This is a genomic window from Zhihengliuella flava (assembly GCF_015751895.1).
In the GTDB taxonomy this organism is placed as follows: Bacteria; Actinomycetota; Actinomycetes; order Actinomycetales; family Micrococcaceae; genus Zhihengliuella; species Zhihengliuella flava.
Genome location: NZ_JADOTZ010000001.1, coordinates 1,664,154 through 1,689,481 on the forward strand (window position 1 = coordinate 1,664,154; position 25,328 = coordinate 1,689,481).

24 protein-coding genes are annotated in these 25,328 nt (G+C 68.9%); 13 read left to right on the forward strand and 11 right to left on the reverse strand.

Annotation, left to right across the window (positions count from 1 at the left end; translation table 11 throughout):
• Positions 1-4: 4 nt before the first annotated feature.
• Positions 5-652: a GyrI-like domain-containing protein gene (locus IW252_RS07700; protein ID WP_331271485.1), complete on the reverse strand. Its 648-nt coding sequence runs from the start codon at positions 650-652 to the stop codon at positions 5-7.
• 128 nt (positions 653-780) lie between these two features.
• Between IW252_RS07700 and IW252_RS07705 the strand changes: the two genes are divergently transcribed.
• The 5 genes from IW252_RS07705 to IW252_RS07725 all read left to right on the forward strand — a co-directional run bounded on the left by IW252_RS07705 (position 781) and on the right by IW252_RS07725 (position 6,685).
• Complete coding sequence (locus IW252_RS07705; protein WP_196836019.1) at positions 781-2,691, forward strand: HNH endonuclease signature motif containing protein; 1,911 nt, start codon at positions 781-783, stop codon at positions 2,689-2,691.
• A 60-nt stretch (positions 2,692-2,751) separates the two neighbouring features.
• Complete coding sequence (locus IW252_RS07710) at positions 2,752-3,438, forward strand: SDR family oxidoreductase (protein ID WP_196836020.1); 687 nt, start codon at positions 2,752-2,754, stop codon at positions 3,436-3,438.
• Between the two features lie 3 nt (positions 3,439-3,441).
• Complete coding sequence (locus IW252_RS07715; RefSeq protein ID WP_196836021.1) at positions 3,442-4,491, forward strand: CobW family GTP-binding protein; 1,050 nt, start codon at positions 3,442-3,444, stop codon at positions 4,489-4,491.
• 49 nt (positions 4,492-4,540) lie between these two features.
• Positions 4,541-6,046, forward strand: a complete 1,506-nt coding sequence (locus IW252_RS07720) for an aldehyde dehydrogenase family protein (protein ID WP_196836022.1) — start codon at positions 4,541-4,543, stop codon at positions 6,044-6,046.
• An 87-nt stretch (positions 6,047-6,133) separates the two neighbouring features.
• A complete protein-coding gene (locus tag IW252_RS07725) occupies positions 6,134-6,685 on the forward strand; it encodes an NAD(P)H-dependent oxidoreductase (RefSeq protein ID WP_196836023.1) in 552 nt (183 codons plus the stop codon).
• A gap of 94 nt (positions 6,686-6,779) precedes the next feature.
• Here IW252_RS07725 and pgm read toward each other — a convergent pair whose 3' ends face one another.
• The 4 genes from pgm to IW252_RS07745 form a co-directional block, all read right to left on the reverse strand.
• A complete protein-coding gene (gene pgm, locus IW252_RS07730) occupies positions 6,780-8,435 on the reverse strand; it encodes a phosphoglucomutase (alpha-D-glucose-1,6-bisphosphate-dependent) (protein WP_196836024.1) in 1,656 nt (551 codons plus the stop codon).
• Positions 8,436-8,509: 74 nt separating this feature from the next.
• A complete protein-coding gene (locus tag IW252_RS07735) occupies positions 8,510-9,757 on the reverse strand; it encodes an MFS transporter (RefSeq protein ID WP_196836025.1) in 1,248 nt (415 codons plus the stop codon).
• Positions 9,754-11,100 carry a DUF2254 domain-containing protein gene (locus IW252_RS07740; protein WP_196836026.1) on the reverse strand — a complete coding sequence of 449 codons (1,347 nt, stop codon included), beginning with the start codon at positions 11,098-11,100 and terminating at the stop codon, positions 9,754-9,756. The genes IW252_RS07735 and IW252_RS07740 overlap by 4 nt, the downstream gene beginning before the upstream one ends.
• Before the next feature lie 44 nt (positions 11,101-11,144).
• Positions 11,145-11,900 (reverse strand): HNH endonuclease family protein, encoded by a 756-nt coding sequence (locus tag IW252_RS07745; RefSeq protein ID WP_196836027.1) that lies wholly within the window; start codon positions 11,898-11,900, stop codon positions 11,145-11,147.
• A gap of 128 nt (positions 11,901-12,028) precedes the next feature.
• Between IW252_RS07745 and IW252_RS07750 the strand changes: the two genes are divergently transcribed.
• Positions 12,029-12,502, forward strand: coding sequence for a hypothetical protein (locus IW252_RS07750; protein ID WP_196836028.1), 474 nt, complete (start codon positions 12,029-12,031; stop codon positions 12,500-12,502).
• A gap of 87 nt (positions 12,503-12,589) precedes the next feature.
• Here IW252_RS07750 and IW252_RS07755 read toward each other — a convergent pair whose 3' ends face one another.
• The 3 genes from IW252_RS07755 to IW252_RS07765 all read right to left on the reverse strand — a co-directional run bounded on the left by IW252_RS07755 (position 12,590) and on the right by IW252_RS07765 (position 15,133).
• Positions 12,590-14,071, reverse strand: coding sequence for a peptide MFS transporter (locus tag IW252_RS07755; RefSeq protein ID WP_196836029.1), 1,482 nt, complete (start codon positions 14,069-14,071; stop codon positions 12,590-12,592).
• 141 nt (positions 14,072-14,212) lie between these two features.
• The gene (locus IW252_RS07760) at positions 14,213-14,812 is read right to left on the reverse strand and encodes a hypothetical protein (RefSeq protein ID WP_196836030.1); all 600 of its coding nucleotides are present in this window, start codon (positions 14,810-14,812) and stop codon (positions 14,213-14,215) included.
• 84 nt (positions 14,813-14,896) lie between these two features.
• Positions 14,897-15,133, reverse strand: a complete 237-nt coding sequence (locus IW252_RS07765) for a metal-sensitive transcriptional regulator (protein WP_231366346.1) — start codon at positions 15,131-15,133, stop codon at positions 14,897-14,899.
• A 180-nt stretch (positions 15,134-15,313) separates the two neighbouring features.
• Here IW252_RS07765 and IW252_RS07770 point away from each other — a divergent pair, with 180 nt between their 5' ends.
• From IW252_RS07770 to IW252_RS07780, 3 genes are read left to right on the forward strand one after another with little or no spacing between them, the layout of a single operon-like run.
• The gene (locus IW252_RS07770; protein WP_196836032.1) at positions 15,314-16,705 is read left to right on the forward strand and encodes an MBL fold metallo-hydrolase; all 1,392 of its coding nucleotides are present in this window, start codon (positions 15,314-15,316) and stop codon (positions 16,703-16,705) included.
• A gap of 43 nt (positions 16,706-16,748) precedes the next feature.
• Positions 16,749-17,330, forward strand: coding sequence for a rhodanese-like domain-containing protein (locus IW252_RS07775; protein ID WP_196836033.1), 582 nt, complete (start codon positions 16,749-16,751; stop codon positions 17,328-17,330).
• A 2-nt stretch (positions 17,331-17,332) separates the two neighbouring features.
• Entirely contained in the window at positions 17,333-18,202 is an 870-nt protein-coding gene (locus IW252_RS07780; RefSeq protein ID WP_196836034.1) for a sulfite exporter TauE/SafE family protein, read from the forward strand.
• A 30-nt stretch (positions 18,203-18,232) separates the two neighbouring features.
• Here the strand turns inward: IW252_RS07780 and IW252_RS07785 are convergent, their stop codons facing one another.
• Positions 18,233-19,705 (reverse strand): amidase, encoded by a 1,473-nt coding sequence (locus IW252_RS07785; protein ID WP_196836035.1) that lies wholly within the window; start codon positions 19,703-19,705, stop codon positions 18,233-18,235.
• Between the two features lie 173 nt (positions 19,706-19,878).
• On the opposite strand from IW252_RS07785, the gene IW252_RS07790 reads away from it, so the two are divergent.
• Entirely contained in the window at positions 19,879-20,205 is a 327-nt protein-coding gene (locus IW252_RS07790; protein WP_196836036.1) for a rhodanese-like domain-containing protein, read from the forward strand.
• Positions 20,202-21,134: a prephenate dehydratase gene (pheA, locus tag IW252_RS07795; protein ID WP_196836037.1), complete on the forward strand. Its 933-nt coding sequence runs from the start codon at positions 20,202-20,204 to the stop codon at positions 21,132-21,134. Before IW252_RS07790 ends, pheA begins: the two co-directional genes overlap by 4 nt.
• A 12-nt stretch (positions 21,135-21,146) precedes the next feature.
• On the opposite strand, the gene IW252_RS07800 is transcribed toward pheA, so the two are convergent.
• The gene (locus IW252_RS07800; protein WP_196836038.1) at positions 21,147-22,193 is read right to left on the reverse strand and encodes a diacylglycerol/lipid kinase family protein; all 1,047 of its coding nucleotides are present in this window, start codon (positions 22,191-22,193) and stop codon (positions 21,147-21,149) included.
• Between the two features lie 38 nt (positions 22,194-22,231).
• Here IW252_RS07800 and serS point away from each other — a divergent pair, with 38 nt between their 5' ends.
• Entirely contained in the window at positions 22,232-23,518 is a 1,287-nt protein-coding gene (gene serS / locus IW252_RS07805) for a serine--tRNA ligase (RefSeq protein WP_196836039.1), read from the forward strand.
• Positions 23,519-23,613: 95 nt separating this feature from the next.
• On the forward strand, positions 23,614-24,429 hold the full coding sequence (locus IW252_RS07810) for an HAD family hydrolase (RefSeq protein WP_231365954.1): 816 nt from the start codon (positions 23,614-23,616) through the stop codon (positions 24,427-24,429).
• Here the strand turns inward: IW252_RS07810 and IW252_RS07815 are convergent.
• Positions 24,426-25,217, reverse strand: coding sequence for a MerR family transcriptional regulator (locus IW252_RS07815; RefSeq protein ID WP_196836040.1), 792 nt, complete (start codon positions 25,215-25,217; stop codon positions 24,426-24,428). The genes IW252_RS07810 and IW252_RS07815 overlap by 4 nt on opposite strands.
• Positions 25,218-25,328: the final 111 nt, after the last annotated feature.

The following is a 25,328-nucleotide window of genomic DNA, read 5'->3' on the forward strand; positions in this document are numbered from 1 at the left end:
ACATTCAGTGCTGGTGTGTGACCGGTTGGCGCAAGATGGTGCGGAGCCGTTCTGGAGGGACCCGGCGGGGATCGGAGAGGTAAACCTCGTGGTGGCGCCCCGTCATGCGCAGGCCCTGGTCCGGGATGAATTCGTGGTGCAGGCGCGCCAATGTGGCCGCTTCGTCGTCGTACGGGCCCACGTGGAGCGTTTGCACGCAGTCTCCTTCCGTGAGGGTCTCCAGCCTGATCTCGCCCATGCGCTCCAGCGCGGCTTGGACCATCCCCCGTTTCGCGGCGGCGCGCGTCCGGGCGCGCGCCGCGGCCGCGTTCACGAGGTCGTGATCTATCCACTCTGGCACCATGAGCAGCAGGGTCCACTTCCACGCGGACTTGTCCCGTGCAGTGGTAAAGGAGTCCATGCTGTCCGCCCACCACAGGCCCTCTAGGGGAGGGACCACGTAATCCCGTCCCAACTCCTCTTTGCTGGCAAATTTCACGGCGTAGCCGGTCGGGTACAGTGCGGCCAGCGATGCCGCGTACAGCGGCGAGGTGTTGGGGTCCCCATGGCCGTCCAGCATGAGGTACCGCATCGCGGGAACCTCGAGGCGTTCAAACCTCCCGCGGGGCGCCCGGTAGGCGTCGATGGTCTTCTTGAAATCGATCTTGGTCACGAGGTCAGTCTTCACCGGGCGCAGGGTGCTCGCAATGGCAACATCTCCCGCGTGTGGATAAGTACTGATCTTCGATTTTATCCACACAAGACCTTTAGGAATTCGAAAGTATGTTCTAAACTTAAGGCATGCACCAAGATTCGATGCCGCGGTTTCAGCTGGGCAGTCATGTGGTGGGCGTCGCCCCCGTGGCCGCCTCGGCTCCGGCCGAGGGCACCGCTGATCGTCCGGCGGGCATCGCGGCCGTCCGGACCATAGCGTCGGGTGCGTCGGGGCGTGAGGTGGTGGAGTTCGCTGAGCGGCTCCGTTCGTTTGCTGAGGCCCTGTTTTATGTCGGTGTGATGCGCCTTGGCGAGGCGACGGAGGCCGCGCTTGCTCCCCACTTGGCAGACGTGGCTGCGTCCTCGCCGGGGATGGCGGCCTCGGTCAGCGCAGGGTCCTTGCCAACGCACGCCGCGCAGGAGGTCCTTGCCCAAGAGGTGGCTTCACTTCGGGGTATCGCACGCATGACGGCCGCACACGAGGTTCACCGGGCCCGTGCGGCGGTACTCGATGCGCCCGAGTTGTTGGAAGTCCTCGCGCGAGGCGAGGCCGGCGTCCGGCATATTCAGGAAATCGTGGATCTGAGCTTGCGAATCGAACCCACGGACGTTCCAGCTCCCGAAACAAAGGACCCGGCCGCCGATGAAGCGCATGAGCGGGCGCTTCGCCAAGCGGATCGTGAATGCAGTGAGCGCCGTCGACGCTTCGGCCGTGACACGCTGCGGGCGTGCTCGGGGAAGACGCCGGGCCAGGTGCGCCGGCAGGGGCGGCGGCGCCTCGAGCAGGACCTTCCGGCGGCTTTCGAGTCCCGGCACCAGAACGCGCGGGCCGGCCGCTCCGTGGGAGTTCACGAGGCCGAGGACGGCATGTCCTACCTGACCGCCTACCTCCCCACCACCGCGGCCGAGGCCATCGAGCGCCGGCTCACGGAGTACGCGCGGGCCATCAAGCACCCGGCCGCGGAGAACTTGGACCGGCCGGTGGATCTCTTCGCTGCGCACAGCGCATCCGCGTGGGCCGGTGCCCGGGATGAGTCGCGCACTCTGGCGCAGATCCGCGCCGATGCACTCGTCGACATGCTCCTCTCCGGACCCGAGGCCGCGGGCCTGGCGAACGTGAAACCCCATATCACCGTCACCGTTCCGGCACCCTTGCTGCTCGGCCTGGGTGTCAGCCTGCCAGGCGAAGGGCGTGCGGGTGAGGCACCGTCGGAGAACTTTTCAGGGGGCGGAGTTTCGGCAGCTGCGGGGATGGACCCCGAGGCGTTGGGGGTCATCGCCGGACTCTTCACGGCGTCCGGCACAGCGGAAGCGGAACGGTTCGGCTCAGTCAGCCTGACCGATCTGCGGGCCCTCCTTCCGCAGGCCAGCTCGTGGACGCGCATCATCACGGACCCGTGGACCGGTGCCGTGACCCACTGCGAGCCGCGGGTCTACCAGCCTCCCGCCGCGCTCAGACGCGCGATTGCGTTGCGGGATAGAACTTGCCGGATCCCCGGCTGTAGCCGGCGGGCCAGCGATTGCGAGCCGGACCACGTCATCGAATACCAGCACGGCGGGCACACGCGCCTCGATAATCTGGTGAGCCTCTGCAAGCGCTGCCACCGGCTGAAGTCGTGGGGCCTCTTGACCCTCGAACTGTCCGAGGACGGCGTGTTGGACGTCGAAACGTTCTGGGGAACGCGGCGGATGACTCTGCCCGATGCGCCGTGGGATGTGGGCACACACCGACGGAAAGACCCTCGGCACCTGATCCGCGCCAGAACGGTGCAGGTCCCCGGCCTCCAAGACGGCCATCTTCCGGGCGCCGATCTGCTCCTGCATGGACCCGGCATTCTGGACGGACCGCCGCACTGGCTTGCCCCTCCCCAGCGCCGAACGTTGAGCGGACAGCTAGCCCCGGGTGGCCAGCCCAGCCCGGGCGAGGAGCAGGGCGACCAGCTCGCGCTCCAGCGGCTGGAACGCGGCCTTCGCGGCGAGCTCGGACCGCCCTTCTGACCTCGGCCGGAAGGTCCGCGGGGGCACGCTCGCCGTCCGTCCGCGTAGTAAGTTGGCGGCATGACTGCTGCAGCCTCACGCCCCGTCGCCCTCATCACCGGAGCCAGCCGTGGCATCGGCGCCGCCATCGCCCGTGAACTCGCGGAAACCCACCACCTGCTGATCGGTGGGCGGGACGAAGCGGCCGTCAACGCCGTCGTCGACTCGCTGCCGTCCGCCGAAGCGTGGATCTGCGAATTGACCGGCGAACTCGCGCCGCTGCCCGAGAAGCTTGACGTCCTCGTCCACTCGGCTGGGCTGGAGTCGTTCGGACGGCTGGATGAACTCGACCTGGAGCACTGGCGCAAGGTGTTTGAGCTCAATGTCTTCGCTGTGGCCGAGCTGACGCGCCAGGCCCTGCCCGCCCTGCGTCAGGCCAAGGGCCTGGTCATCGCCATCAACTCCGGCGCGGGCCACTCGGCCGGACCGGGATTCTCCGTCTACGCCGGCAGCAAGTTCGCCCTCCGCGCCCTCACCGACTCCCTGCGCGAGGAAGAGCGGGATCACGGTGTCCGCGTCTCGAGCGTTCACCCTGGCCGTGTGAACACCGCGATGCAGGAACGACTCGTCGCCGCGTACGGGCAGGAGTACAACACCGACTACTACCTGGCCCCGGAAGACATCGCCGCCACGGTCCGCACGGTCGTCGACATGCCCGCACGCGGCGCCGTCGAAGAAGTCTCCGTCCGACCCACTCTCCGCAAGTAGGCCATGGGCCCAGTTCCCGTCATCGTGCTCACCGGCTACCTAGGTGCCGGCAAAACCACGTTCCTGAACCAGCTGCTGCGCCATCCGGGCGCTCGGATCGGCGTGATCGTCAACGATTTCGGCGACATCAACGTCGACGCCGGGTTGGTCTCCGGGCAGGTTGACCGCGCGGCCTCGATCGCCGGTGGCTGCCTCTGCTGCATCGAGGACGTCAGTGAACTCGACGGCGCGCTCGAACAACTCTCTGCGCCCCGGCTAGCCCTCGACGCCATCATCGTCGAGGCCAGCGGCCTGGCGGACCCGGTGGCGTTGGCCCAGATCATTCGCGATCACGCGCCCGCCCGCACCCGGCTGGCCGCCCTCGTGGACGTCGTGGACGCGGTCGAGCACTTTCGCACGGTGGACGACGGCGGCCTGCCGCCCCTGCGCTACCAAGTGGCCTCCCTCGTGGTGGTCAACAAACTGGACCGGGTCCCGGAGAAGGAGCGGGACGGCGTCGTCGCCCGGGTGCGCGAGCGGGTCCGCGAACGCAACGGACGCGCCGAGGTGATCGGCGCCGTCGGAGGCCGCATTGACCCGGCCCTACTCTTCGACGTCGCGCAGCCCGACGAGGACCCCGACCAGCTTCCGCTGCGCCAACTGCTGCTCGACGCGGCCTCCTCCGCCGCGCACGGCACGGCCGGCGACCACGTGCACGCCCACTCAGCGAGCGTGGCTACCACGGGGCCGGTGGACCCGGACCGGGTCCTCACCTTCTTGGAGCGGCCCATCGCCGGCGCGTACCGCCTCAAGGGGCACTTTGCTGTGCTGGACGGGACGAAACGGCGCGGATTTACCGCCCACGCCGTCGGTGGCTACCTTCACCTCACCGAGGGGCGGGCGCCCGCCGAGAACGTCCTCGTCGCCATCGGCGTGGACCTGGATCCGCAAGCCGAGACCGCCTTGCGCAGCGCCCTCGCACCGACCGATTCGCGGGGCGAATCCACGCCCGAGCGCGCGGCCGCGCTGATGCGGCTGGAACGCAGGGTGCGGCTGAGCACCAAGTTCGTCTGAGCGCGTAAGACTGCTAGCCGCGTGCCCCCTGTCGGGTTAGCGTGGGGCTATGGCACGCCGAACTCGCCGAAACACGTCCACCACTACCGCACCCGACGACGCCGCAGGCCACGTGCCGAGCGTGCGCGAATCCTACGCGCGCCTCCGGGACGCGCGGCAGGGGCGCCTGATGCACTCGCGCCGCATGCGCGCCGCGCAACTCAAGGGCCTGGGCCGGCTGCTGGCCGAGGGCGAGAAGGACTTGCTCGACGCGCTCGCCGACGACTTGGGCAAGCCGCACGTTGAGGCCCGCCTGACCGAGCTGGATCTGGTCAAGCACGAGGTCGAGTACGCGCTGCACCACCTCGCTGACTGGATGGAACCCCAGCACGCGAAGGTGCCGATCATGCTGCAGCCCGCCGGCGCGAAGACGGAAGCCCAGCCCAAAGGCGCCATGCTCATCATGGGGGCGTGGAACTACCCCGTGCAGGTGCTCCTCGGCCCCCTCGTGGGTGCCCTCGCCGCCGGCAACGTCGCCGCGTTGAAGCCCTCCGAGTTAGCGCCGGCAACGTCCCGCGCCATCGCGCGGCTGGTGCCGCGCTATCTAGACCCCCGCGCGGTGCAGGTGCTAGAGGGCGACGCCGAGGTGGCCGCCGAACTGCTGGATCTGGAGTGGGACCACATCTGCTTCACGGGCAGCGAGCGCGTCGGCAAGATCGTCGCGGCCGCCGCAGCCCAGCACCTGACCCCGGTCACCCTCGAGCTGGGAGGCAAGAGCCCCGCCGTCGTTCTGGATGGAAATCTGCACGCCGCCGCCCGCCGCATCGCCCACGGCAAGTCGCTCAATGCGGGGCAGACGTGCACGGCCCCGGACTACGTGTTGGCCGTCGGCCAGGGCATGGAGAAGCTGCCGGAGATCATTCACCGGGCGTTCGTGCGGTTCTTCGGGCGGGACGCGCAAAAGAGCCGGGACTACGGACGCATTGTGAACCGCAAGGCGTTCAACCGGCTGGTGTCTTTCATTGAGGATGCGGAGATTGACCGTTCGGTGAAGGTGATCGGCGGTCATTATGATGCCGCGGACCTGTACATCGAGCCGACGATTCTGGTGGGTGTGAGCCCCGATGCGCCGATCATGCAGGAGGAGATCTTCGGTCCGATCCTCCCGGTGCTGGCCGTGGACAGCCTGGATGAGGCCATGCAGTTCATCGGCGATCGCCCCAGTCCGCTGGCGGCCTACCTGTTTAGCGAACGTCCGCGCCCGCACGCGGCCTTTGAGCAGCAGGTGCGCGCGGGCGCGATCGCCTTCAACGTCTGCAATCTCCACGCCGCCGTCAGCACGCTGCCGTTTGGTGGCGTGGGCGCCTCCGGCGTGGGGAGCTATCACGGCAAGTTTGGGTTCGACGAGTTCAGCCAACTACGGCCCGTCTTCTCCAAAACGGCGCTGGTGGACACGCTCAAGATCGCCTACCCGCCCTACCGTAAGGGCAAGGAAAAGGTGGTCCGCAACGTGAATCTGGGGTTCAACTCCCGCAAGCGGGTGGACGTGAAACCGGGAGACAAGCCGGGACTGTGAGCCAACTCACCCCTTTGCGCGGAATGTTCCATGCATTGGCATGAGTTCTACTGCATGAAACTGAAATCACTTCCGAAGGAGGCCCCCATGGCCCGTGTCCTGACCCTCGTTGGTTCTCTGCGGACCGGCTCGACCAACCGCCAGCTCGCCGACGCCGCAGCCGCCGGCGCACCGGAAGGCGTAGATATCAACCTCTACGCCGGGCTGGAGGAGCTGCCGTTCTACAACGAGGAGATCGACGTCGAGGGCCAGGTCCCGGCCGCCGCCGCTAAGCTCCGCGAGGCCGCCGCGGCGTCCGATGCCGTCCTGCTGGTTTCCCCGGAGTACAACGGCACCATGCCGGCCGTGCTGAAGAACGCCATTGACTGGCTGTCCCGTCCGTACGGTGCCAGCCCAATCGCCGGCAAGCCGGCCGCCGTGATCGGTACGGCGTTCGGCCAGTACGGCGGCGTGTGGGCGCAGGATGAGGCCCGCAAGGCCGTGGGCATCGCCGGTGCCACCGTGCTGGAGGACGTCAAGCTGTCGATCCCGGGCTCGCTGACCCGCTTCGCCGAGGTGCACCCGAAGGACGACGCCGAGGTTGCCGGTCAGGTCGCCGACGTCATCGCCGCCATCAAGGCTGCCGCCGAGAAGAACTAAGTTCGCTCGAGCTTGACGCACGCAAGGGCCGCGGAATCCACACCGGATTCCGCGGCCCTTGCGCTATTTCAGCGCGTCGGGGCGACTGTGCCGATCAGGAGATGACCGAGTCCACCAGCGCCTTCGCCTCGTCCTGCACCTGCGCCAGGTGCTCGTCACCGGAGAAAGATTCCGCGTAAATCTTGTACACGTCCTCCGTGCCGGACGGCCGCGCCGCGAACCACGCGTTCTCCGTGGTGACCTTCAGCCCGCCGATCGCCGCGCCGTTGCCCGGCGCCTCGGTCAGCTTGGCGGTGATCTGCTCGCCGGCCAGGGAGGATGCCGTCACGTCCGCCGCGGACAGTTTCTTCAGCGCGTCCTTCTGCGCCCGGGTGGCCGGGGCATCGATGCGGGCGTACGACGGCGCCCCGAACTCCGCGGTCAGGCCGCGGTAGTGGTCGCTCGGCGAGGAACCCGTGGCGGCCTGAATCTCCGAGGCCAGCAGGCACATCAGGATCCCGTCCTTGTCCGTGCTCCACGGCGTGCCGTCGAATCGCACAAAGGAGGCCCCCGCCGACTCCTCGCCGCCGAACACCCCCGTGCCGTCCAGTAGCCCGGGGACAAACCACTTGAAGCCCACGGGAACTTCCACCAGTGGCCGCCCCAACGACGCCGCCACGCGGTCAATCATCGACGAGCTCACCAGGGTCTTGCCGACGCCGGCTTCCTGGGACCAATCCGGCCGGTTGCGGTACAAGTAGTCGATCGCCACGGCGAGGAAGTGGTTGGGGTTCATGAGCCCGGCGTCCGGAGTGACGATGCCGTGGCGGTCTGCATCGGCGTCGTTCCCCGTCGCGATATCGAAGGCGGCGGAGCCGCCGGCGAGGCTTTCGATGAGCGAGGCCATGGCGTACGGGGAGGAGCAGTCCATGCGGATCTTCTCGTCCCAGTCCAGCGTCATGAACGGCCAGGCGGGATCCACGGCGTCGTTCACCACGGTGAGGTTCAGGCCATGCGTCTCGCCGATGGCTCCCCAATAGTCCACGGACGCCCCGCCCATGGGGTCCGCGCCAATCCGCACCCCCTCGGAGCGAATCAGATCCATGTCCAACACGGCGCCGAGAGATTCCACGTAGCGGGCGAGGAAGTCGTAGGTGCCCGTCGTCGCCGCGTCCTTGGCCTCGGCCAAAGGCAGGCGGCGGACACCGGCCAGCGCGTTGGCGAGATACTCGTTGGCCTGCTGCGCGATCCACCCGGTGGCATCCGAGTCCGCGGGGCCGCCGTGCGGTGGGTTGTACTTGAAACCGCCGTCAGCGGGCGGGTTGTGGCTGGGGGTGATGACGATGCCGTCCGCGTGCAGCGCTGGCTGGGTGCGCCCGCGATTGTGGGTGAGGATCGCGTGGCTCAGCGCTGGGGTCGGTGTGAAGCGGCCCCGGGCGTCGATGCGCACCTCCACGCCGTTGGCGGCCAACACCTCCAACGCCGTGTCCTGCGCCGGCCCGGAGAGCGCGTGCGTGTCCTGGCCCAAGAACAGTGGACCGCCGATGCCTTGGCGATTGCGGTAATCCACGATCGCCTGCGTGATGGCCGCGATGTGGTGCTCGTTGAAGGAGCCCTTGAGGGAGGAACCGCGATGACCGCTCGTGCCGAACGCTACCTGCTGGTCCGGGTTCGCGGCGTCGGGAACGACGTCGAAGTACGCCCCCAGCACCGCGTCGACGTCGATCAGATCCTGTGCTTCAGCGGGCTGTCCCGCGCGATTGCCAACCATGAACCCAGCTTGGCACGCCCGAGCGCCCGACGGGCGGAAAAGGCGGAACGTGTCAGGAGCGGCGCGCCCACTGTTCACCCACGGCGGGACCGCGAACGGGCCCACCACAGCACGGGGAGGAAGGCGAGCGCCAGCACCCCAGAGCCCAGGGACAGGGCGGCGAAGGACGACGTCGCCATCACCACTCCGGAGGCCGCCCCGCCGCCGGCGCCGGCGAGGGAAATCAGCACGTCGATCGATCCCTGCACCCGCGGCCGATTCTCCGGCTCCGTGCCATCCACCACCAGGGCGGTTCCGGAGATCAGGCCAAAGTTCCAGCCCAGCCCGAGCAGGATCAACGCCACGATCATCCAGCCCAATGAATCCGCTGGGGCGAGCGCGGCGGCCGCCCCGGCGGCAAGCAGCGTGGCGCCCGCGGCGATCGCTACGGGCGTGCGGCCCACCCGGTCCACCAGCTGTCCCGTGACGAGGGAGGGCAGGTACATGGCGGCGATGTGCGCGCCGATCACCAGCCCCACGTCGGACAATCCGTGCCCGTGAGCGCGCAGGTGCAGCGGCGTCATGGTCATCACGGCCACCATCGCGATTTGGATCAGCACCATGACCGCGGCGCCCACGTAGGCCGCCGGGCGCACGCCGTTGCTTGAGGGGGAGGTGCGCGCGGGGGTGGCCTCGGCGTCGTCCGCCTCCTCGAGCGCGCGGGCCACCAGCAGGGGGTCCGGGCGGAGGAAGGCCCACAGCACGCCACCCGCGGCGAGGTAGGCCGCGCCGGAGAGGAGGAACGGCCCCGTCAGGGCGGGCAGGCCGAGCGCCAGCGCGACGCGACCCATCGGTTCGACGAGGTTGGGGCCGGCCACGGCGCCGATGGTGGTGGCGACCATGGCCACGCTCACGGCGCGGCCGCGGCGGGTCGGATCGGCGAGGTCCGATCCGGCGTAGCGCGCCTGCAAGTTGGTGGCGGTGCCCGCACCGTAGATGGCGAACGCGATGAAGAGCAGGACGAGGTTCTCCGTCACCGCAGCGGCGACGACACCGAAGCCACCAAGGCCTCCGGCTGCGAAGCCCGCGGCGAGGCCGGTCCGGCGCCCCGCGCGCTGGGTCAGGCGGCCCACCACGTAGGCCGTGACCGCGGCGCCGAGCGTGAACATGGCGGCCGGAAGCCCGGCCGCCCCGCGGTACCCGAACAGCTCTTGAACCAACAGCGCGCCGACGGTCACGCCGGCCGCGAGGCCCGCACCGCCCAAAATCTGACTGAGGACGACGACGCCGAGCGTGCGGCGCTGGATGCGGGCGCGGTCGGCGCGCTGCACGGTGCCGGTCACCCGCCGAAATCTGTGGCGAGCTGGCTGTGGCCGGTCTTGGCAGCGGCGGCGGCCTCGGCGATCACGTGCCGCAGCCGATCCGCGTCCCGCGGGGAGAACGTCTCCAACGGGATCAGCGTCGCGAAATCCTCCACCAGCGCGGCGATCTCCTGCGAGTACCGCCCCGCCGTGTCACACAGTGCGGCCTCCCGCAGCAGGGAGAAGGCCCGTTCCACGATGACGTACTGCTCCCGCCCGAACGTGAGCGCCTCCCGCAGAATGAGGGTAGCCAGATCCGTGAAGGACGGCTGGGGCAGCAGCACGCGGAGGGTTCCGCTCGAGTCCAGCTCCACGGTGTCCCGGATGTCCATGGTGGCCACGTGAGTCAGCACCGCGCCGAGGTAGTTCAGGCAGTGCATGGACGTGGTCGGATCGTTGACGCCGGGGGAGAGCGCCCTGGTGCTCATGTCCACCATCTGCTGCAGGGGAAAGCGCGGGTCCTTCACCGTGGTGCGCTCGGTGCCGGTCACCACGGCGGAGTTCAGGCACGTGGCCGCCTCGGCCGCTTCCTCCGCGCTGAGCCGCTGGCCCGAGGAGGCGTGGCGGACGGTGGCCACCGTCTCATGCATCGTCACGAAGTCGCCCGCGCTGACGGTTAGGGCAATGGTCCAATCCCGCCGGGTGGCGAGGTCCAGCAGTGGATCCACGTCCACGTCCCGCACAAAACCGCTGGCGAACGCGGGGATGGATACCGCCGGGTTGGTGCCGACGCTGGGCCGGCCCGGCCGGGTGTTGCGGTAGGCGCGGCGCAGCGCGTCGCGGGCCTCGGCGGCGACGTCGTCCACAATCGATTCGACCCGGATGATCCGGGTCAGGTGGGTCAAGAAGACCACCAACAGGACCACGACGGCGATGGCGAGCAGGTACGCGAAGCTCACGCTCATCCCCGGGACAAAACCGCCGTTTTCCTCCGTGGCATCCCGCACGGCGGGCAGCACGGTGAGGCAGTATGCGAAGGTCCCTAAGAACACCGCCAGTGTGGCGTGGACAATCGAGTCCCCCGTGAAGGTCCGCAGGAGCCGGGGCGAGTATTGGGAGGCGGCGAGCTGCAGGGTCACGAGCGTCATCGAGAACGTCAGCGTGGTCACGGTCACCACGGAGCCGGCGATCGTGGTCAGGATGGAGCGCGCTGCGGCCGGGCTGCCACCGAACGCCCAGGAGGCGAAGGCCTCCCGCGCCTGCGGGAGCAGCGTGTCCGTCGCCGGGAGGGCGAGCCCGATGATCACGCCGAGCGCAATGCCGAGCACCGGGAGCGGCCAGAGTTCGTGCCTGATGGTGTCTACCGTGCGCTGGATCCGTTGCATGGGCCCCTCTCCTTGTGCCTAGCTGGCAGTGTAGTCGCCGTCGTTCAGCTGATGGCTAAGGCCTTGGCGTCCGGGCAGCGGCTGGTCACCACCTCCGCGACCGCCCGGTGCTCCGCGGCCGTCATCCACAAGTCGTACTTCGCCTTCACGGCGGTTTGCCGTGCCACGTAATCACACCAGAAGCCGCCGTTCGGGGGCAGCCACGTGGCGGCGTCGGAATCGCCCTTGGCGGCATTGGTGCCGCCGTCGACGGCGAGGAGGTTCAGCGGATCGTTCGCGAACAGCTCCCGCTCCTGATCGCTGAGCTGCTGGGCGCCCTTCTGCCACGCGTCGGAAAGTGCCACGAGATGGTCAATCTGCACCTCGGAGCTGCTGCCCGGGCCGCGTTGAAACTCGATCACAGTGCCCGTAAACGCGTCGTCGAGCGTGCCGGTCAGCACCACACAATCCTGCGTGCCGTCCTTGAACGTGACCTCCGTCAGGTCCCGGCGGAGCATGTCATTGCGGGCGTCGCACCCGTTGCGATCCGGGTCCAGCCAACCGGAACCGAACTCGTCCCGCTCGTAGCCCGTCTTCGGGGCGCGGCCCTTGACCTCAATCGTGGCGAGTTGGTCAAGCAGCGCCGTGTCGGTCTCGGCGAACCCGTCATTGGCGTCGCTGTCCGTGGCGACCGCCGGTTCATCCAGCGCCTCGAGGGCCGAGTGCAGCGCCTCCTCAACGACGGAGCAACCGGTGGTGCTGAGGACGACGGCGGCGCAGGCGAGGGCGGTCAATAAGCGAGGGGTGCGGCGTTCGTTCACGGAGATTCACCTTAGGCCCTGCACCCCACAAAATGACGATCGCCACCCCTGGCCGGTCTGGGATCTTGACCCGACCGCGACGGGAGAACAGGATCATAGGTATGAAAAGAGATCCTCGGAAACCCGCAATGCGCGGCACAGTACTGGCAGTGCTGGCCGTCGTCGCGATGGCGGGCGCCACGGGGTGGGCCATGTCGGTGAGCGGGCACTCGTCTTACGAACAGGACATTGTGTCCGCGGCCGAACGGGCCGGAGGGAGCCATTTTGCCTTGCCAGGCCAAGGCGCGGGCGCTTCGATTGCTTGGAATGAGGGTGTCCTCGTGTGCCCCTATGCGCAGATAGGGAATCTTCCTCAGCGCTTTATCGAAGCTGCCGAGAAGTTGGATGTTGAGGCGCATGAGGGGCGTTCCTGGCTCCTGCTGGCCGACGGCCAGAACGTCAGGACTGTGAGTATCGACCGCCTCGCCGTAGACATGTGTGGTGGCTTGTCAGGCGACTTGGTTGAGGGATCCTTCCCCTTTACGCGGGACACGCGATGGATTGCCGAACAGCAACTCGCCGAGCAGCAAGCACGGGTGTTGTCTCCGGTGGCGTCAGCCTGACACACGACGGCGCCGCACCGGTTCGCGCGGAACTGGTGCGGCGCCGTCGTGGTCCCAGCAGTGGCTGGGTGCCGGTGGTGCGGGTGGTTACTTCACGCCGGCCATGAGCTTCTTGATGCCCGGGGTGGCGGCCGCGAGGGCCAGGCCGAGCAGGATCGACGTGCCGCCCAGAGCCACGAAGTACGGGATCTCGTTGCCCTCGGTGTAGAAGCCAGCCAAGATTCCGGCGAGCGTGGTACCCAGCGAGATCGAGAGGTAGAACAGCGCGATCATCTGCGTGGTGAACGCCACCGGGGCGAGCTTGGTGGTCACGGAGAGGCCGATGGGGCTGAGCAGCAGCTCCGCCCACGTGCACAGCAGCAAGATGCCGACCAGCGCCAGCAGCGGCGTCTGCTCCAGCGATTCCAGCGGGATGAACACCAAGTAGGCAATGCCGATGATGGTCAGGGCCGCGCCAAACTTCAGCGGGGTGGCCGGCTGGCGGTCCCCGAGCTTGGTCCAGAACGCCGCGAAGACGGCCGCGAAGATGATGATGAACACCGGGTTGATGGACTGCACCCAGCTGGCGGGCATATCCCACCCGAAGAGGTTGCGGTCGAGCCGCTGCTCAGAGTAAACGGCGATGAACGTGAACTGCTGCTGGAACAGTGCCCAGAAGGCGGCCGAGGCGATGTAGAGCGGGATGAACGCGGTGACGCGCTTGCGCTCGGTCCCATCCACCTTCTTGGAGGTCAGGATGACCGCAAAGTAGATGATGGAGGCCACGACGGCGGCAATGGCCATCGAAGTGGCCAGATTGTCCGGATTCACGAGCCCTGTGGCCAGCACGGTGATCAGCACGGCGAGGCCAGCGATGGTGCCCCACGCGTACTTCGTGCGGGCCGCGCGGGGTAGCGGGTTGGCTACGTGGTGCGACTCGGCGGGCAGGTTCTTGCGGCCAGCGGCATAGATGGCCAGGCCGACCGCCATGCCCACGGCGGCGGCGCCGAATCCGTAGTGGAAGCCGAGGCGCTCGTGGAGCAGCCCGGTGAGCAGAGGGCCCAACAGGCCGCCGATGTTCACGCCCATGTAGAAAATGGAGAAGCCAGCATCACGGCGCGGATCCTTGCGCGCGTAGAGCGAGCCGACGAGGGCGCCCGAGGCGGCCTTCACGCCGCCGGAGCCGAGCGCGACCAAGATCAGGCCGACCGCCAGGCCGACGGTGCCGGGGAGCAGGGCGAGGGCGATGTGTCCGGCCATGACAACGATGGCGGAGCCGAACAGCGTGCGTTCGGAGCCGAAGAGACGGTCAGCCATCCACGCGGTGACGATGGTGGAGAGGTAGACGCCACCGCCGTAGGCACCCACCAGGCTGAGCGCGAGGCCCTGATCCAGGCCGAGGCCCCCTTGCGTGACCTCGAAGTACATGTAGTAGGCCAGAATGGCCTGCATTCCGTAGAAGGAGAAGCGCTCCCACAGCTCAACCGTGAAGAGGTTGAACAGCATCCGGGGGTGACCGAAGAAGGTCTTCTCCGCTCCCGCGGCCGCTGGGTCGCCGGCCGGGGTGGGCTGTTGTTGTGTAGTGGTCATTCACACAATGAAACGCCAATATGCAAATTTCTGCATACTTTCGTGATGAGACTCACGGTGTCGCCATGCGTGGATTTGGGGCTCGGGGAGGTAAAGGGGCCGCCCCGTTGAGCCCGCCATGGTGCGGCGCCGGCGGTGGGTTTATAGCGGCGGCGTGGTCACCTCGCCGTCGACCCTGGCCCGGAGTCGGGGGCTCACCTCGAACGTGAAAGGGAGGTCCCGCAGGGCGTCCGCGGTCACGTCCACACCCCGCGTCCGGGCCTCCAGGGCAAAGTCCGAGTAGGCCAAGTTGTCGCTAGGTCGATCGGCGGTTGTGACGCCCTCGGGAACTTCGTCCGGCCCGAGGCAGTCGCGCGCCTCTTGTTCGAGCTTGGCCATCGTCATCAGACTGCGTAGCGTCGGGCGAGCCTCTTCGCCCCGCGGAGGTGTCGATTGGTTCGCTGGATGCGTCGCCCAGAAGGTCGACGTGTTGAATCCGCGCTGGCTCACGAGGGCGGCCCGCCCGTCGGCGAACCTGCAAAACACCGCGATACCCACGCTCAGCGAATCCTCGGCTGAGGCATGTAATGCGCGCCCCTCGGTGTCGCCGAGGCGCGTCGGTTCACCAAGGTCGCACCATGCTCCCCAGCTGATCGCGGTGCCGCTGGTTGTGGGCTGCTGCTCGATCCATTTGGGCAGGCGGAGCTGTTGCGCGTCGGGAGCGGGGGCCCAGGCGTAGCCGGTCGGGGCGTGGGCACCCATGGCGAGCCTTGGTGTTGGGCTCGTGTCTTGCTGCGGTTCTCGGTCCATTCAACCCCCTTCGGACTCGCGGCGTCTCCCCTGGTGCTAGGCCAGCGACAGGAAGAGCTTCTCCATGTCCGCGCGGTCCGCGGTGGGGTCCTCGCTCTTCAGGCATTCCTCGAGGCCGGTGGCGATGATGGAAAAGCCCGCCCGGTCGATGGCCTTCGAGGCCGCGGACAACTGGGTGACGACGTCTCGGCAGTCGCCGCCTTCCTCCAGCATACGAATGACTGCACCCAGCTGGCCTTGGGCCCGCTTGAGGCGGTTGATGGCCGGCTTCATGGTCTCGGCTTCTAGTTCCACGTGATGTCCTCCCGCTTTCTTCTGCGCCCATTCTATACCCCCTGGGGTTTTAGCTCATCCAGGTCGGCGGGTTGCCGGCATACCCCAAGGGGTATTACTGTGGATCTCGAAGGAATACCCCCTAGGGTATGCAAACAATGTGTCGAGGAAAGGAAGAGCATGCTGCTGGAACGGATTTACGACGAGGACTTGGCGCAGGCCAGCTACTTCATCGGCTGTCAGGCGAAGGGCGAGGCCGTGGTGGTCGACGCGCGGCGGGACATCCAGACCTACGTTGAGCTGGCGGCCCGTCACGGCATGAACATCACGGCCGTGACCGAAACCCACATCCACGCCGACTACCTCTCCGGCACCCGGGAACTGGCGGCAGCAACCGGTGCGCAGATCTATGTCTCCGGCGAGGGCGGAGCCGACTGGCAGTACGGGTTTGAGGCCACCCGGCTGATGGATCAGGACACCATCACGCTGGGGAACATCACCGTGCGCGCCCTCCACACCCCGGGCCACACCCCAGAGCATTTGGCGCTCGCGGTGACGGACGGTGCGTTCAGCGACGAGCCCGGCTTCCTGCTCTCCGGGGACTTTGTCTTCGCGGGCGATCTGGGCCGCCCGGACCTGTTGGACGAGTCCGCTGGCGGCGAGGACACCCGCTTCGAGGGTGCCCAGCAGCTCTTCGCCTCGTTGAAGAACACGTTCCTCGCCCTGCCGGACTGGGTGCAGGTCTATCCCGGCCACGGCGCCGGCAGCGCGTGCGGCAAGGCCCTGGGCTCACTGCCCTCGACCACCGTGGGCTACGAGCGCCACTTTGCGTGGTGGGGCCCCTACCTCGCGGCCGACGACGAGGCCGGGTTCGTGCGGGAACTGCTGGACGGTCAGCCGGATGCCCACGCCTATTTCTCCCGGATGAAGCGGGAGAACCGTCAGGGGCCAGCCGTGCTGGGGGAGCGGCACCCGCTGCCCGAAATCTCCCCGGATTCACTGGCCAAGGATCTGGCCGCGGACGCCGTGGGCGTCGTGGACACGCGCCCACACCAGGCAGTGCATCAGGGGACGGTCCCGGGTGCCCTGAACATCCCCGCCGGGAACAAAATGGCGAGCTTCGGCGCGTGGGCCGTGGATCCGGAGACGGACAGCCGGCCTCTGGTGCTCCTGGCGGACGGGCCGGAGTCCGCGATGGGCATGTGGGATCACCTCGTCCGCGTAGGGATCGATCGCGTGGCCGGGTTCGTCACCACGTTCGACGGGCTGCCCACCGAGGTACCAGCCCTCGTGGCGCCGGAGGACCTCGATGACCTGGAAGCGGCCCTGCTCCTCGACGTCCGCAACAAGACGGAGCACGCCGCCGGGCACATTCCCGGTTCCACACAGCTCAGCGCGGGCCGCGTGCTGTGGCACACCGATCAGCTGCCCGACGACGGCACGATCGTGACGTATTGCCAGTCCGGCGTCCGCAACTCTGTGGCCGCCGCCGCGCTGCGCCGCGCGGGGTACGACGTCGTCGAACTCGACGGCAGTTACGCCGCCTGGGACGCCTGGCGTCAGCAGCGCTGAGCTTCACCCCTTCCACGACCGACCCCACAGAGAGAGATCGCGTATGACCACTGAACACCGAACCATCAGCGCCGCAGAGCTCAAGGAACACCACGACGCCGGCACCCCCCTCCGTGTGCTCGACGTCAGGTCCGCCGCGGAGTTCGAGTCCGAGCACATCGACGGCTCGGTCAACGTGCCGTTGCCCCTCCTGCGGCAGCACGCCGCGGAGGTCGCGAAGGCCCTGTCCGGACCGGTGGTGTTGGCCTGCCAGTCGGGCGTTCGCGCCACCGAAGCGCAGGCCAACCTGGCCCAGGCCGGGCTACCGGCGGCCCGCGTGCTCACGGGGGGCGTCCCCGGATATCGCAACGTTTCCGGCGCGGTGGTCCGCGGCGCCCAGCGCTGGGCCCTAGAGCGTCAGGTCCGGATGGTTGCGGGGTCCCTCGTGGTCATCGGCCTCGCCGGAGGCCGCTTCGTGGCTCCCCAGCTGCGCGCGGTCGCGGGGGCCATTGGCGCCGGGCTGACCTTCTCGGCCGCCACCAATACCTGTGCGATGGGATCGGCCCTGTCCAAGCTGCCGTGGAACGCCTCCGCCGAGGAGCCCACGCTGTCCTCGGTGCTCACCCAGCTCACGGCTCAGGGCTAGTCATGACGGTGCTGACGCTCGTCGGCCTGGGGCTGTCCGTACTGATCGGGGTGTCGCTCGGCCTCTTGGGTGGCGGCGGTTCCATCCTTACCGTGCCGATCCTTACTTACGTGGTGGGGCTCGAGCCGCGTGAGGCCGTGGCCGCCTCACTGTTCGTCGTTGGCGTGACCTCGGCGGTGAGCGTGGTCAGCCATGCCCGACGGCGCCGCGTCCAGTGGCGCACCGGCGTCACCTTTGGTGCGGCGGGCATGGCCGGGGCCTACGTCGGCGGCCTGTTGGGCGGACGCATCCCGGGCGTCGTGCTGATGATCGCCTTTGCGCTCATGATGGTGGCCACCTCGCTGGCGATGATCCGCGGACGCAAGAAGCCGCCGGAGCCCGGCCCCACGGGCGGCCGGAGACGCTGGGGCAAGGTGATCGCAGAGGGCGCCGTCGTCGGGCTCGTGACCGGGCTCGTCGGTGCGGGCGGAGGATTCCTCGTGGTGCCCGCGCTCGTGCTGCTGGGCGGACTGTCCATGCCCGTCGCGGTCGGCACCTCACTTGTGGTGATCGCTATGAAGTCCGTTGCGGGCCTCGCGGGATACCTCACGAGTGTCTCCCTCGACTGGGTGCTCGTGGCAGGGGTGACCGCCGCGGCTGTCGCCGGGTCGTTCCTTGGCGCCCGCCTGGCCGGGCGCATCCCCGAGGCGGTGCTCCGCCGGGGGTTTGGGTACTTCGTCTTGGCGATGGGCGTTCTGGTGCTTGTTCAAGAGCTTCCGGCACCCGCGAACCTGGTGGTCGCCGCCGTGGCGGGACTGCTGGGGGTGGGCGCGGCTGTGTGCTGGTTCGCGGTCCCCTCCTGCCCGTTGCGCCGCCAGCCCGCGGGGGCCTAAGGCAGAGCCCGCTCGAGGCGCCGGACGCTCCTAGGGCGCCAGGTATTGTTCCAGCTGACCGGCCACGGCGAGCAGCTGCGCCTCGGAGCCAGCCCGGCCAATGAGCTGAACGCCCATCGAGAGCCCCTCACCCGTGCGCAGGGTGGGGAGTACGAGGGCCGGCAGCTGGCTGACGTTCACCATGGACGTGTAGGGGGTGTATTGGCACTGCAGCCGGTAGTCCGTCGCCCCATCGTGCGGCCGGCCATCGCCCAGGCCGGTGAAGTAGCCGACGGGTGGCGGTGTGCGCGCCATCGCTGGCGTCAGCACGACGTCGTACTCACCCCACGCGGCGCGGAAGCCTCGCGCCACATCGAGCAGAACGTTGGCCGCCGCGTGGGTCTGGGCTGCGGACCGCTTCAGCGCCGCGGCGCGGAAGTCCCGGGCCAAGACCCCGAGCCGCTGTTCGGCGCCCTCGGCCAGGGGCGCGTCCGCCAGGCCGGACGTCCAGGTGGTGTAGAAGGCGTCCGCGTAGCGTCCGTCGTACCTCAGGCCCGCCTCCTCCACGTGGTGACCGGCCTGCCCGAGGGCCGTCACGCCGGCGTCGAGGGCCGCCCGTGCCTCGGTGGACAGAGACACCTCATACGTCCCCTCGAACGGGCTCGCCGTGGAGAGTCCGATGCGGAGCGGCCGCCCCGGGCCTCGGGAGAGCGCGGCGGCCTCGAACCGTCCGGCGCCATCGGCGGCGGTGGTACCCATCATCACGTCAAACAGCGCTCCGGCGTCCGCGGCGTCGCGGGTGATCGGCCCGGACACGGGCAGCCGGGGGGCGTTGGTGGCGGTCACGAGGAAGTCTCCGGCACGGGTGTCCGCCCACCGATCCACCGCTCGGGCGGCCCGGCGGTCCGCGGGAACGACGCCGTAGCCCGGTTTCAGTCCCACCAGTCCACACGCTGAGGCGGGGATCCGGACGCTGCCGCCGGCGTCGGATCCGACGACCCCGGGCAGCATGCCCGCGGCGACCGCCGCCGCGCTACCGCCGCTGGAGCCGCCGGACGTCAGGGCCGGGTTCAGGGGGTTCCGAGAGGGCGGTTCGATGAGATTCTCTGAATAGCAGGAGAGCCCGAACTCCGGGACCGTCGTCTTGCCCAAGCTCACTGCGCCGTGGGCGTGCACTTGATCCACGATCGCGGAGTTGCTGGTGGCCACGGCGGGCTCGAGCGCGGCCGTGCCGCGTGCCGTGGGCGTCCCGGCGACGTCCCAGAGGTCCTTCCACGCCACGGGAACGCCGTGCAGGGCGCCGAGGCTGCGGCGTCGTGCCTCCGGTGCCGTGCGCGCATACGCGCGGTCCAGGGCGGCGGCCGTCCGCATCGCCGCATCCGCGGAGACGTGGACGAAGGCGCCGAGGCTGCGGTTCGTCTCGGCTACGACGTCGAGCGCGGCGGCAGTGACCTCGCGCGCGGACAGTTCGCCGGAGAGCAGGGCCTCACGCACGGAGCGGACCGTGTATTCCTCAAACTGCATAGGTGCTCCCTCGGGGTCGTGGCGCGGTGCGAGCCGCCGGCGGGGCCGCGTCGGGCGCGGGGGTCGGCTGGCTCCTCTGCGAGCGTAAACCTTCGGCGGGTGCGGGCGCACGCACTATAGGCTGGGGGCGCTGCCAGCCCGCCGCGCGGGAGACGACGATTCAGGAGTGTCAGATGAGCCAGTTTGAGACCGTTCAGGTGACCGAGGTGCCCCAGGGTGCCAAGATCCTCGATGTGCGCGAAGGCTACGAGTGGGAGGCCGGCCATGCCACGGAGGCCACCCATATCCCGATGAACGAGGTCCCCGAGCGCCTCGACGATCTGGACCCGGACGAGGACACGTACGTGATTTGCCGGACCGGCGGGCGGTCGGCGCAGGTGGCGGCCTTCTTGACCGGCAACGGTTACACGGCCTTCAACGTGGCCGGCGGCTCCGACGCGTGGCTGGAGGCCGGGCTGCCGATGACCAGCGAGAACGGCGAGGAGCCCACCGTCCGATGATCTACACGTACCTGGGCCCGGCGGGGACCTTCACCGAGTCCGCTCTGCTTCAGATCCCGGGAGCCGCCGACGCCGAGCGCGTGCCGGCGACGAGCGTCAACGATGCGCTGGAGCGCGTGCGCGATGGAGCCGCCGACGCGGCCATGGTGCCGATCGAGAACTCCGTCGAGGGCGGGGTCTCCGCCACGTTGGATGCGATCGCCACGGGCGGCGCGCTGCAGATCGTTGCCGAGGCCCTGGTACCCATCACGTTCGATTTGGTGGTGCGGGAAGGCATCGAGTCTCCCGCGCAGATTCGCATCGTGGCGACGCACGGGCACGCGTGGGCGCAGTGCCGCGGGTGGTCGGAGCTGAATATGCCGGAAGCGGAATTCATTCCGGCGGCGTCGACGGCCGCGGGGGCGCTGGCCGTTCTGGACCCGGAGTCCGGCGTCGACGCCGGTATCTGCTCGCCGCTGGTGGCCCAGGAGCAGCCAGTGACCGTGCTGCGCCGCGGCGTCGAGGACAATACCGGCGCGGTCACGCGCTTCGTCCTCGTGCGCCGTCCCGGGTCGCTGCCGGCGCCGAGCGGGCGGGACAAGACCACCGTCGTGATCCCCTTGCCGGAGGACCGCCCGGGTGGCCTGATGGAAATCTTGGAGCAGTTCGCTGCCCGCGGCGTGAACCTTTCCCGGATCGAGTCGCGCCCCACCGGGGCGGGGCTGGGCAACTACTTCTTCTCCGTCGACACCCACGGGCACATTGATGAGGCCCGCATGGCGGACGCGCTGGCCGGCCTCCACCGGATCAGCCCGGACCTGCGGTTCCTCGGCTCGTACCCGGCCGCGGGTGAGGCGCTGATCGACGTCCCCTCGCCGGCCCGGCACAACACGGACGAGGCGTTCGCCGCCGCGCACGAGTGGATCGAGTCCCTCCGCCGCGGCGGATAGGCCTGGGCCGTCCTAGCAGCGCACGGTCAGCGCGTCAGGCAGGACCTCGACCTCGATCTGGGTGACGGAGCCGTCCGTGTCCCCGTCGAGCTGGGCGGCGATGGGCTCGTCAACACTGAGGCGAACGCGCTGGCACTGGGAGAAACCGATGATGGGGTCCCGGCGGCTGGTGTGGCGCACCATGCCCTTGAGCATGATCCAGCCCCACCCCATGAGGGAGCGCGGGCTCATCACCACCACGTCGAGGGTGCCGTCATCGATCCGTGCGTTGGGCGCTAGCTGCACGCCACCCTGGAGCCGGCCGCAGTTGGCGATCATGACGGACCGCGCCCGCACCTCCTGCTCCGGGCCGTCATCCAGCTGCATCCGCACCGTGCGGCGCGCCCCGCGCATCTGACGGAACCCGGCCTCGGCGTAGGCCAGGGCGCCGATCCGGGCCTTCAGGTCCGAATCGGTGGCGTCCATCATCTCCGCGTCGAACCCGATGCCCGCGATGACCGCGAACTCCTTGGTTTCGGTGCTGCCGTCCTGCCGGCTCAGGCGCACGCGCGCGGCATCGATGCGGCGCACGGAACCGAACAGCGCGCTGGCCAGCCACGCGTCGTCGTCGTCCACGTTGATCTCCAGGTTGCGGGCCAGCAGGTTGCCCGTGCCCAGCGGCAACAAGGCCAGGATCTCCTCGCGGCCCGTCATCACCTCCGCGACGGCGCGCACCGTGCCGTCGCCACCGCCGGCGATCACGGTGGTGCAGCCGTCCTCGAGCGCGGCCCGCGCCATGGCGTATCCCGGATCCTCGGGCGTGGTCCGATAGACCCGTGGCGCCTCCCGCCCCGAATGGGCGCAGGCCCGGTTCAGACGTTCCAAGGCCAACGCCGCCGTCTTCTTGGACGGGTTGATGACCACGCCGATGCGTTCGGTGGCCTGCGGTTCGCCCTCCGCCGGGGCCGCGGCTTCCATGTCCCGCAGACGGGATTTCAGGGCGCGCACGGAGAGGAGGGCGACGACGGCGACGATGACCGCCACACCCACCAATAACAAGGCAAGGATCTCCAGCTGCATAATGCACTCAGACTAGCGGGGTTCGATACGCTGTAGGGGTGATCGACGTAAAAGAACTCGTAGAGAATCCTGACCTGTTCCGTGCCTCGCAACGTGCCCGCGGTGCGGACGAGTCCTTGGTGGAGAGGATCATCGCCGCGGACACCTCCCGGCGCGACTCCATCGCCGCCTTTGAGTCTCTGCGCGCCGAGCAGAAGGCGTTCGGCAAGAAGGTCGCCCAGGCCCAGGGTGATGAGAAGCAGGCGCTCTTGGCCGAGGTCAAGGAGCTGGCCGCGCAGGTCAAGGCCGCCGAGGCCGCCGCAGACGACGCGCAGACGGAGCTGACTACCCTGCAGCGCGCCTTCCCAAACCTCATTGCCGACGGCGTCCCCTCCGGCGGCGAGGACGACTTCACGGTCCTCAAGCACGTCGGCGAGCCGCGCGACTTCGCGGCCGAGGGGTTCGAGCCGCGGGATCACCTGGCGATCGGCGAGCTCATTGGCGCCATTGACATGGAGCGCGGCGCCAAGGTTTCCGGATCGCGCTTTTACTTCCTCAAGGGCGCCGGCGCCCGGCTCGAGCTGGCCCTGATGAACATGGCCCTCGATCTGGCCCTGAAGAACGGCTTCACGCCCATGATGACGCCGACCTTGGTCCGCCCGGAGACCATGCAGGGCACCGGTTTCGATGTGGAGCACGATGACGAGATCTACCGCCTCGAGCGGGACGACCTCTACCTGACGGGTACGTCCGAGGTGGCGTTGGCGGGCTACCACGCGGACGAGATCATCGACCTCTCCGCCGGGCCCACCCGCTACGCCGGTTGGTCCTCCTGCTACCGGCGCGAGGCCGGTTCCGCGGGCAAGGACACCCGCGGCATCATTCGCGTGCACCAGTTCAACAAGCTGGAGATGTTCATCTACACGTCCGTGGACAACGCGGAAGCGGAGCACCAGAACATGCTGGCGTGGGAGGAGCAGATGCTCGCCGCCGTCGAACTGCCGTACCGTGTTATTGACACGGCGGCCGGAGACCTGGGCATGAGCGCCGCCCGCAAGTTTGACTGCGAGGCCTGGGTGCCGACGCAGGGCAAGTACCGCGAGCTGACGTCGACGTCGAACTGCACCACGTTCCAGGCCCGGCGCCTGAACATCCGCGAACGCCAGGTGGGGCCGGACGGCAAGCCAGGGAAGACGCGCGCCGTCGCCACGCTCAACGGCACGCTGGCCACCACCCGCTGGATCGTGGCCATTCTGGAACAGCACCAGAACGCGGACGGATCCGTCACCGTGCCGGCCGCCCTCCGCCCGTACCTCGGCGGCCTGGACGTCCTGCCCGTTCTCTGAACCGCAGGTAAGGCGCCGGTGAACTGTGACGGAGCGTGCGCCCCGGCCGCGAGCCGCGAATCGCGGCCGGGGCGCAGCAGTGGTTGACTGGTGCCATGAGCACCAAGATGATCGGTCTGGACGTTGACGGAACCCTGGTAAACCACCAGGGCCACATGTCTCAGGTGGTCCGCGAGGCCGCCCGCGGAATCGTCGATGCGGGCCACACCGTGGTGATTTCCACGGGCCGGTCCCTCGGCGCCACCCTCCCGATCGTTGAGTTGCTCGGGGTGGAGCGCGGCTACGCGGTCTGCTCCAACGGCGGCGTGACCCTGCGGATCGACACCGCGTTGCCGGACGGGTATGAGGTGATCGACCGGAGGACGTTCGACCCGGCCCCGGCCCTGCGCGCCATCCGCGAATCCCTGCCCACGGCGAAGTACGCGCTGGAGGATGACCAGGGAAATTTCCTCTCCACCGAGCGCTTCCAGGACGCCAGCTTCGGCGTCGAGGCCCAGGGCGTGAGCGTGCACGAGATGATGCGCGCCACCGCCACGCGCCTCGTGGTGTTCTCCACGGATTCCACGGCGGAGGAGTTCGGCCAGGCCGTGCGCAGCATCGGGCTCGAGGGCGTGACCTATTCCGTCGGGTGGACCGCCTGGCTGGACATCGCCGCTCAGGGCGTGAACAAGTCCACCGCGCTCGAGGCGCTGCGTCAGAAGCTGGGCGTCGCCCCCGAGGACACGATCGCCGCGGGCGACGGCCGCAACGACATCGAGATGTTGGAGTGGGCGCACCGCGGCATCGCCATGGGGCAGGCCCCGGAGGAGGTCAAGGCCGCCGCCGACGAGGTGACCGCCCCCGTGGAAGAGGACGGTCTGGCGCTGGTCCTCAATGGCCTGATCGACGACGACGCCCCGGCCCTGCGCTAGCGCCCGGCCCACTCCCGCAGCGCGGCCCGGACGAACTCCGCGCCCTCGGCGCCGCCGTAGTTCGCGGCGAACCGCGGGTCCGCGACGTACATGTCGGCCAGCCCCAGAATGTAGCCCGTGTCCGGTTCGCCTCCGGCTCCCGGTGTCCCCGGGATGCCGGAGAGCCACGCGACGTGGCGGGCCGCCAGCTCTTGGGCTGCCGCGGAGGCCGGGTCCGTGCCCGCTGCCGCGGCAGCCGCCCAGTCCGCTCCGAGCTGGCGCGTGGTCTCCTGCCACGCGGCCTGCTCCTCGCGGCCCATGGACCGCCACCAGCGGTCAGAGTCCTGATAGGCCTGAGCGCCCCAGCGCTCCGTGACCTCGTCCTTGTGTTGCGTGTGGTCGAACCCGTCAAACATGTTCTCTGCCACGAGCTCACCACCTCCTTCCAGTGTTGTCAGTGTGTGTTCCACGGCCGCCAACTGCCGCTGCAAGCGCTCCTGCTGGCGGCGTAGCTCGGCCGCGTGCAGGCGCAGAGCGGCCGCTGATGCCGCGCGCCCTCGCGGTGACGACGCCGTCGCTGGTCCTTCGGCGGCGAGGACGTCCTGAATCTGCCGCACCGGCAACCCGAGTTGCCGCAGGAGCAGGATGCGCTGCAGGCGGAGCAGCGCGTCGTCGTCGTAGTACCGGTACCCGGTGTGTCCCACGCGCGACGGCGGCAGGAGGCCGACGTCGTCGTAATGCCGCAGGGTGCGGCTGGTGGTCCCGGCGAGCCGGGCCACCTCGGCAATGGGGTATTCGCGGTGCGTCATGCCTTCAGCGTAGAAGTTGACGCAGCGTCAAGGTCAAGGGGCCGGTAGGAAAGCTGGGAGATCCCTGTGTGTCCGGCGTCGCGCATTGTTGGCCCGGGCGCGCGGTGCCAA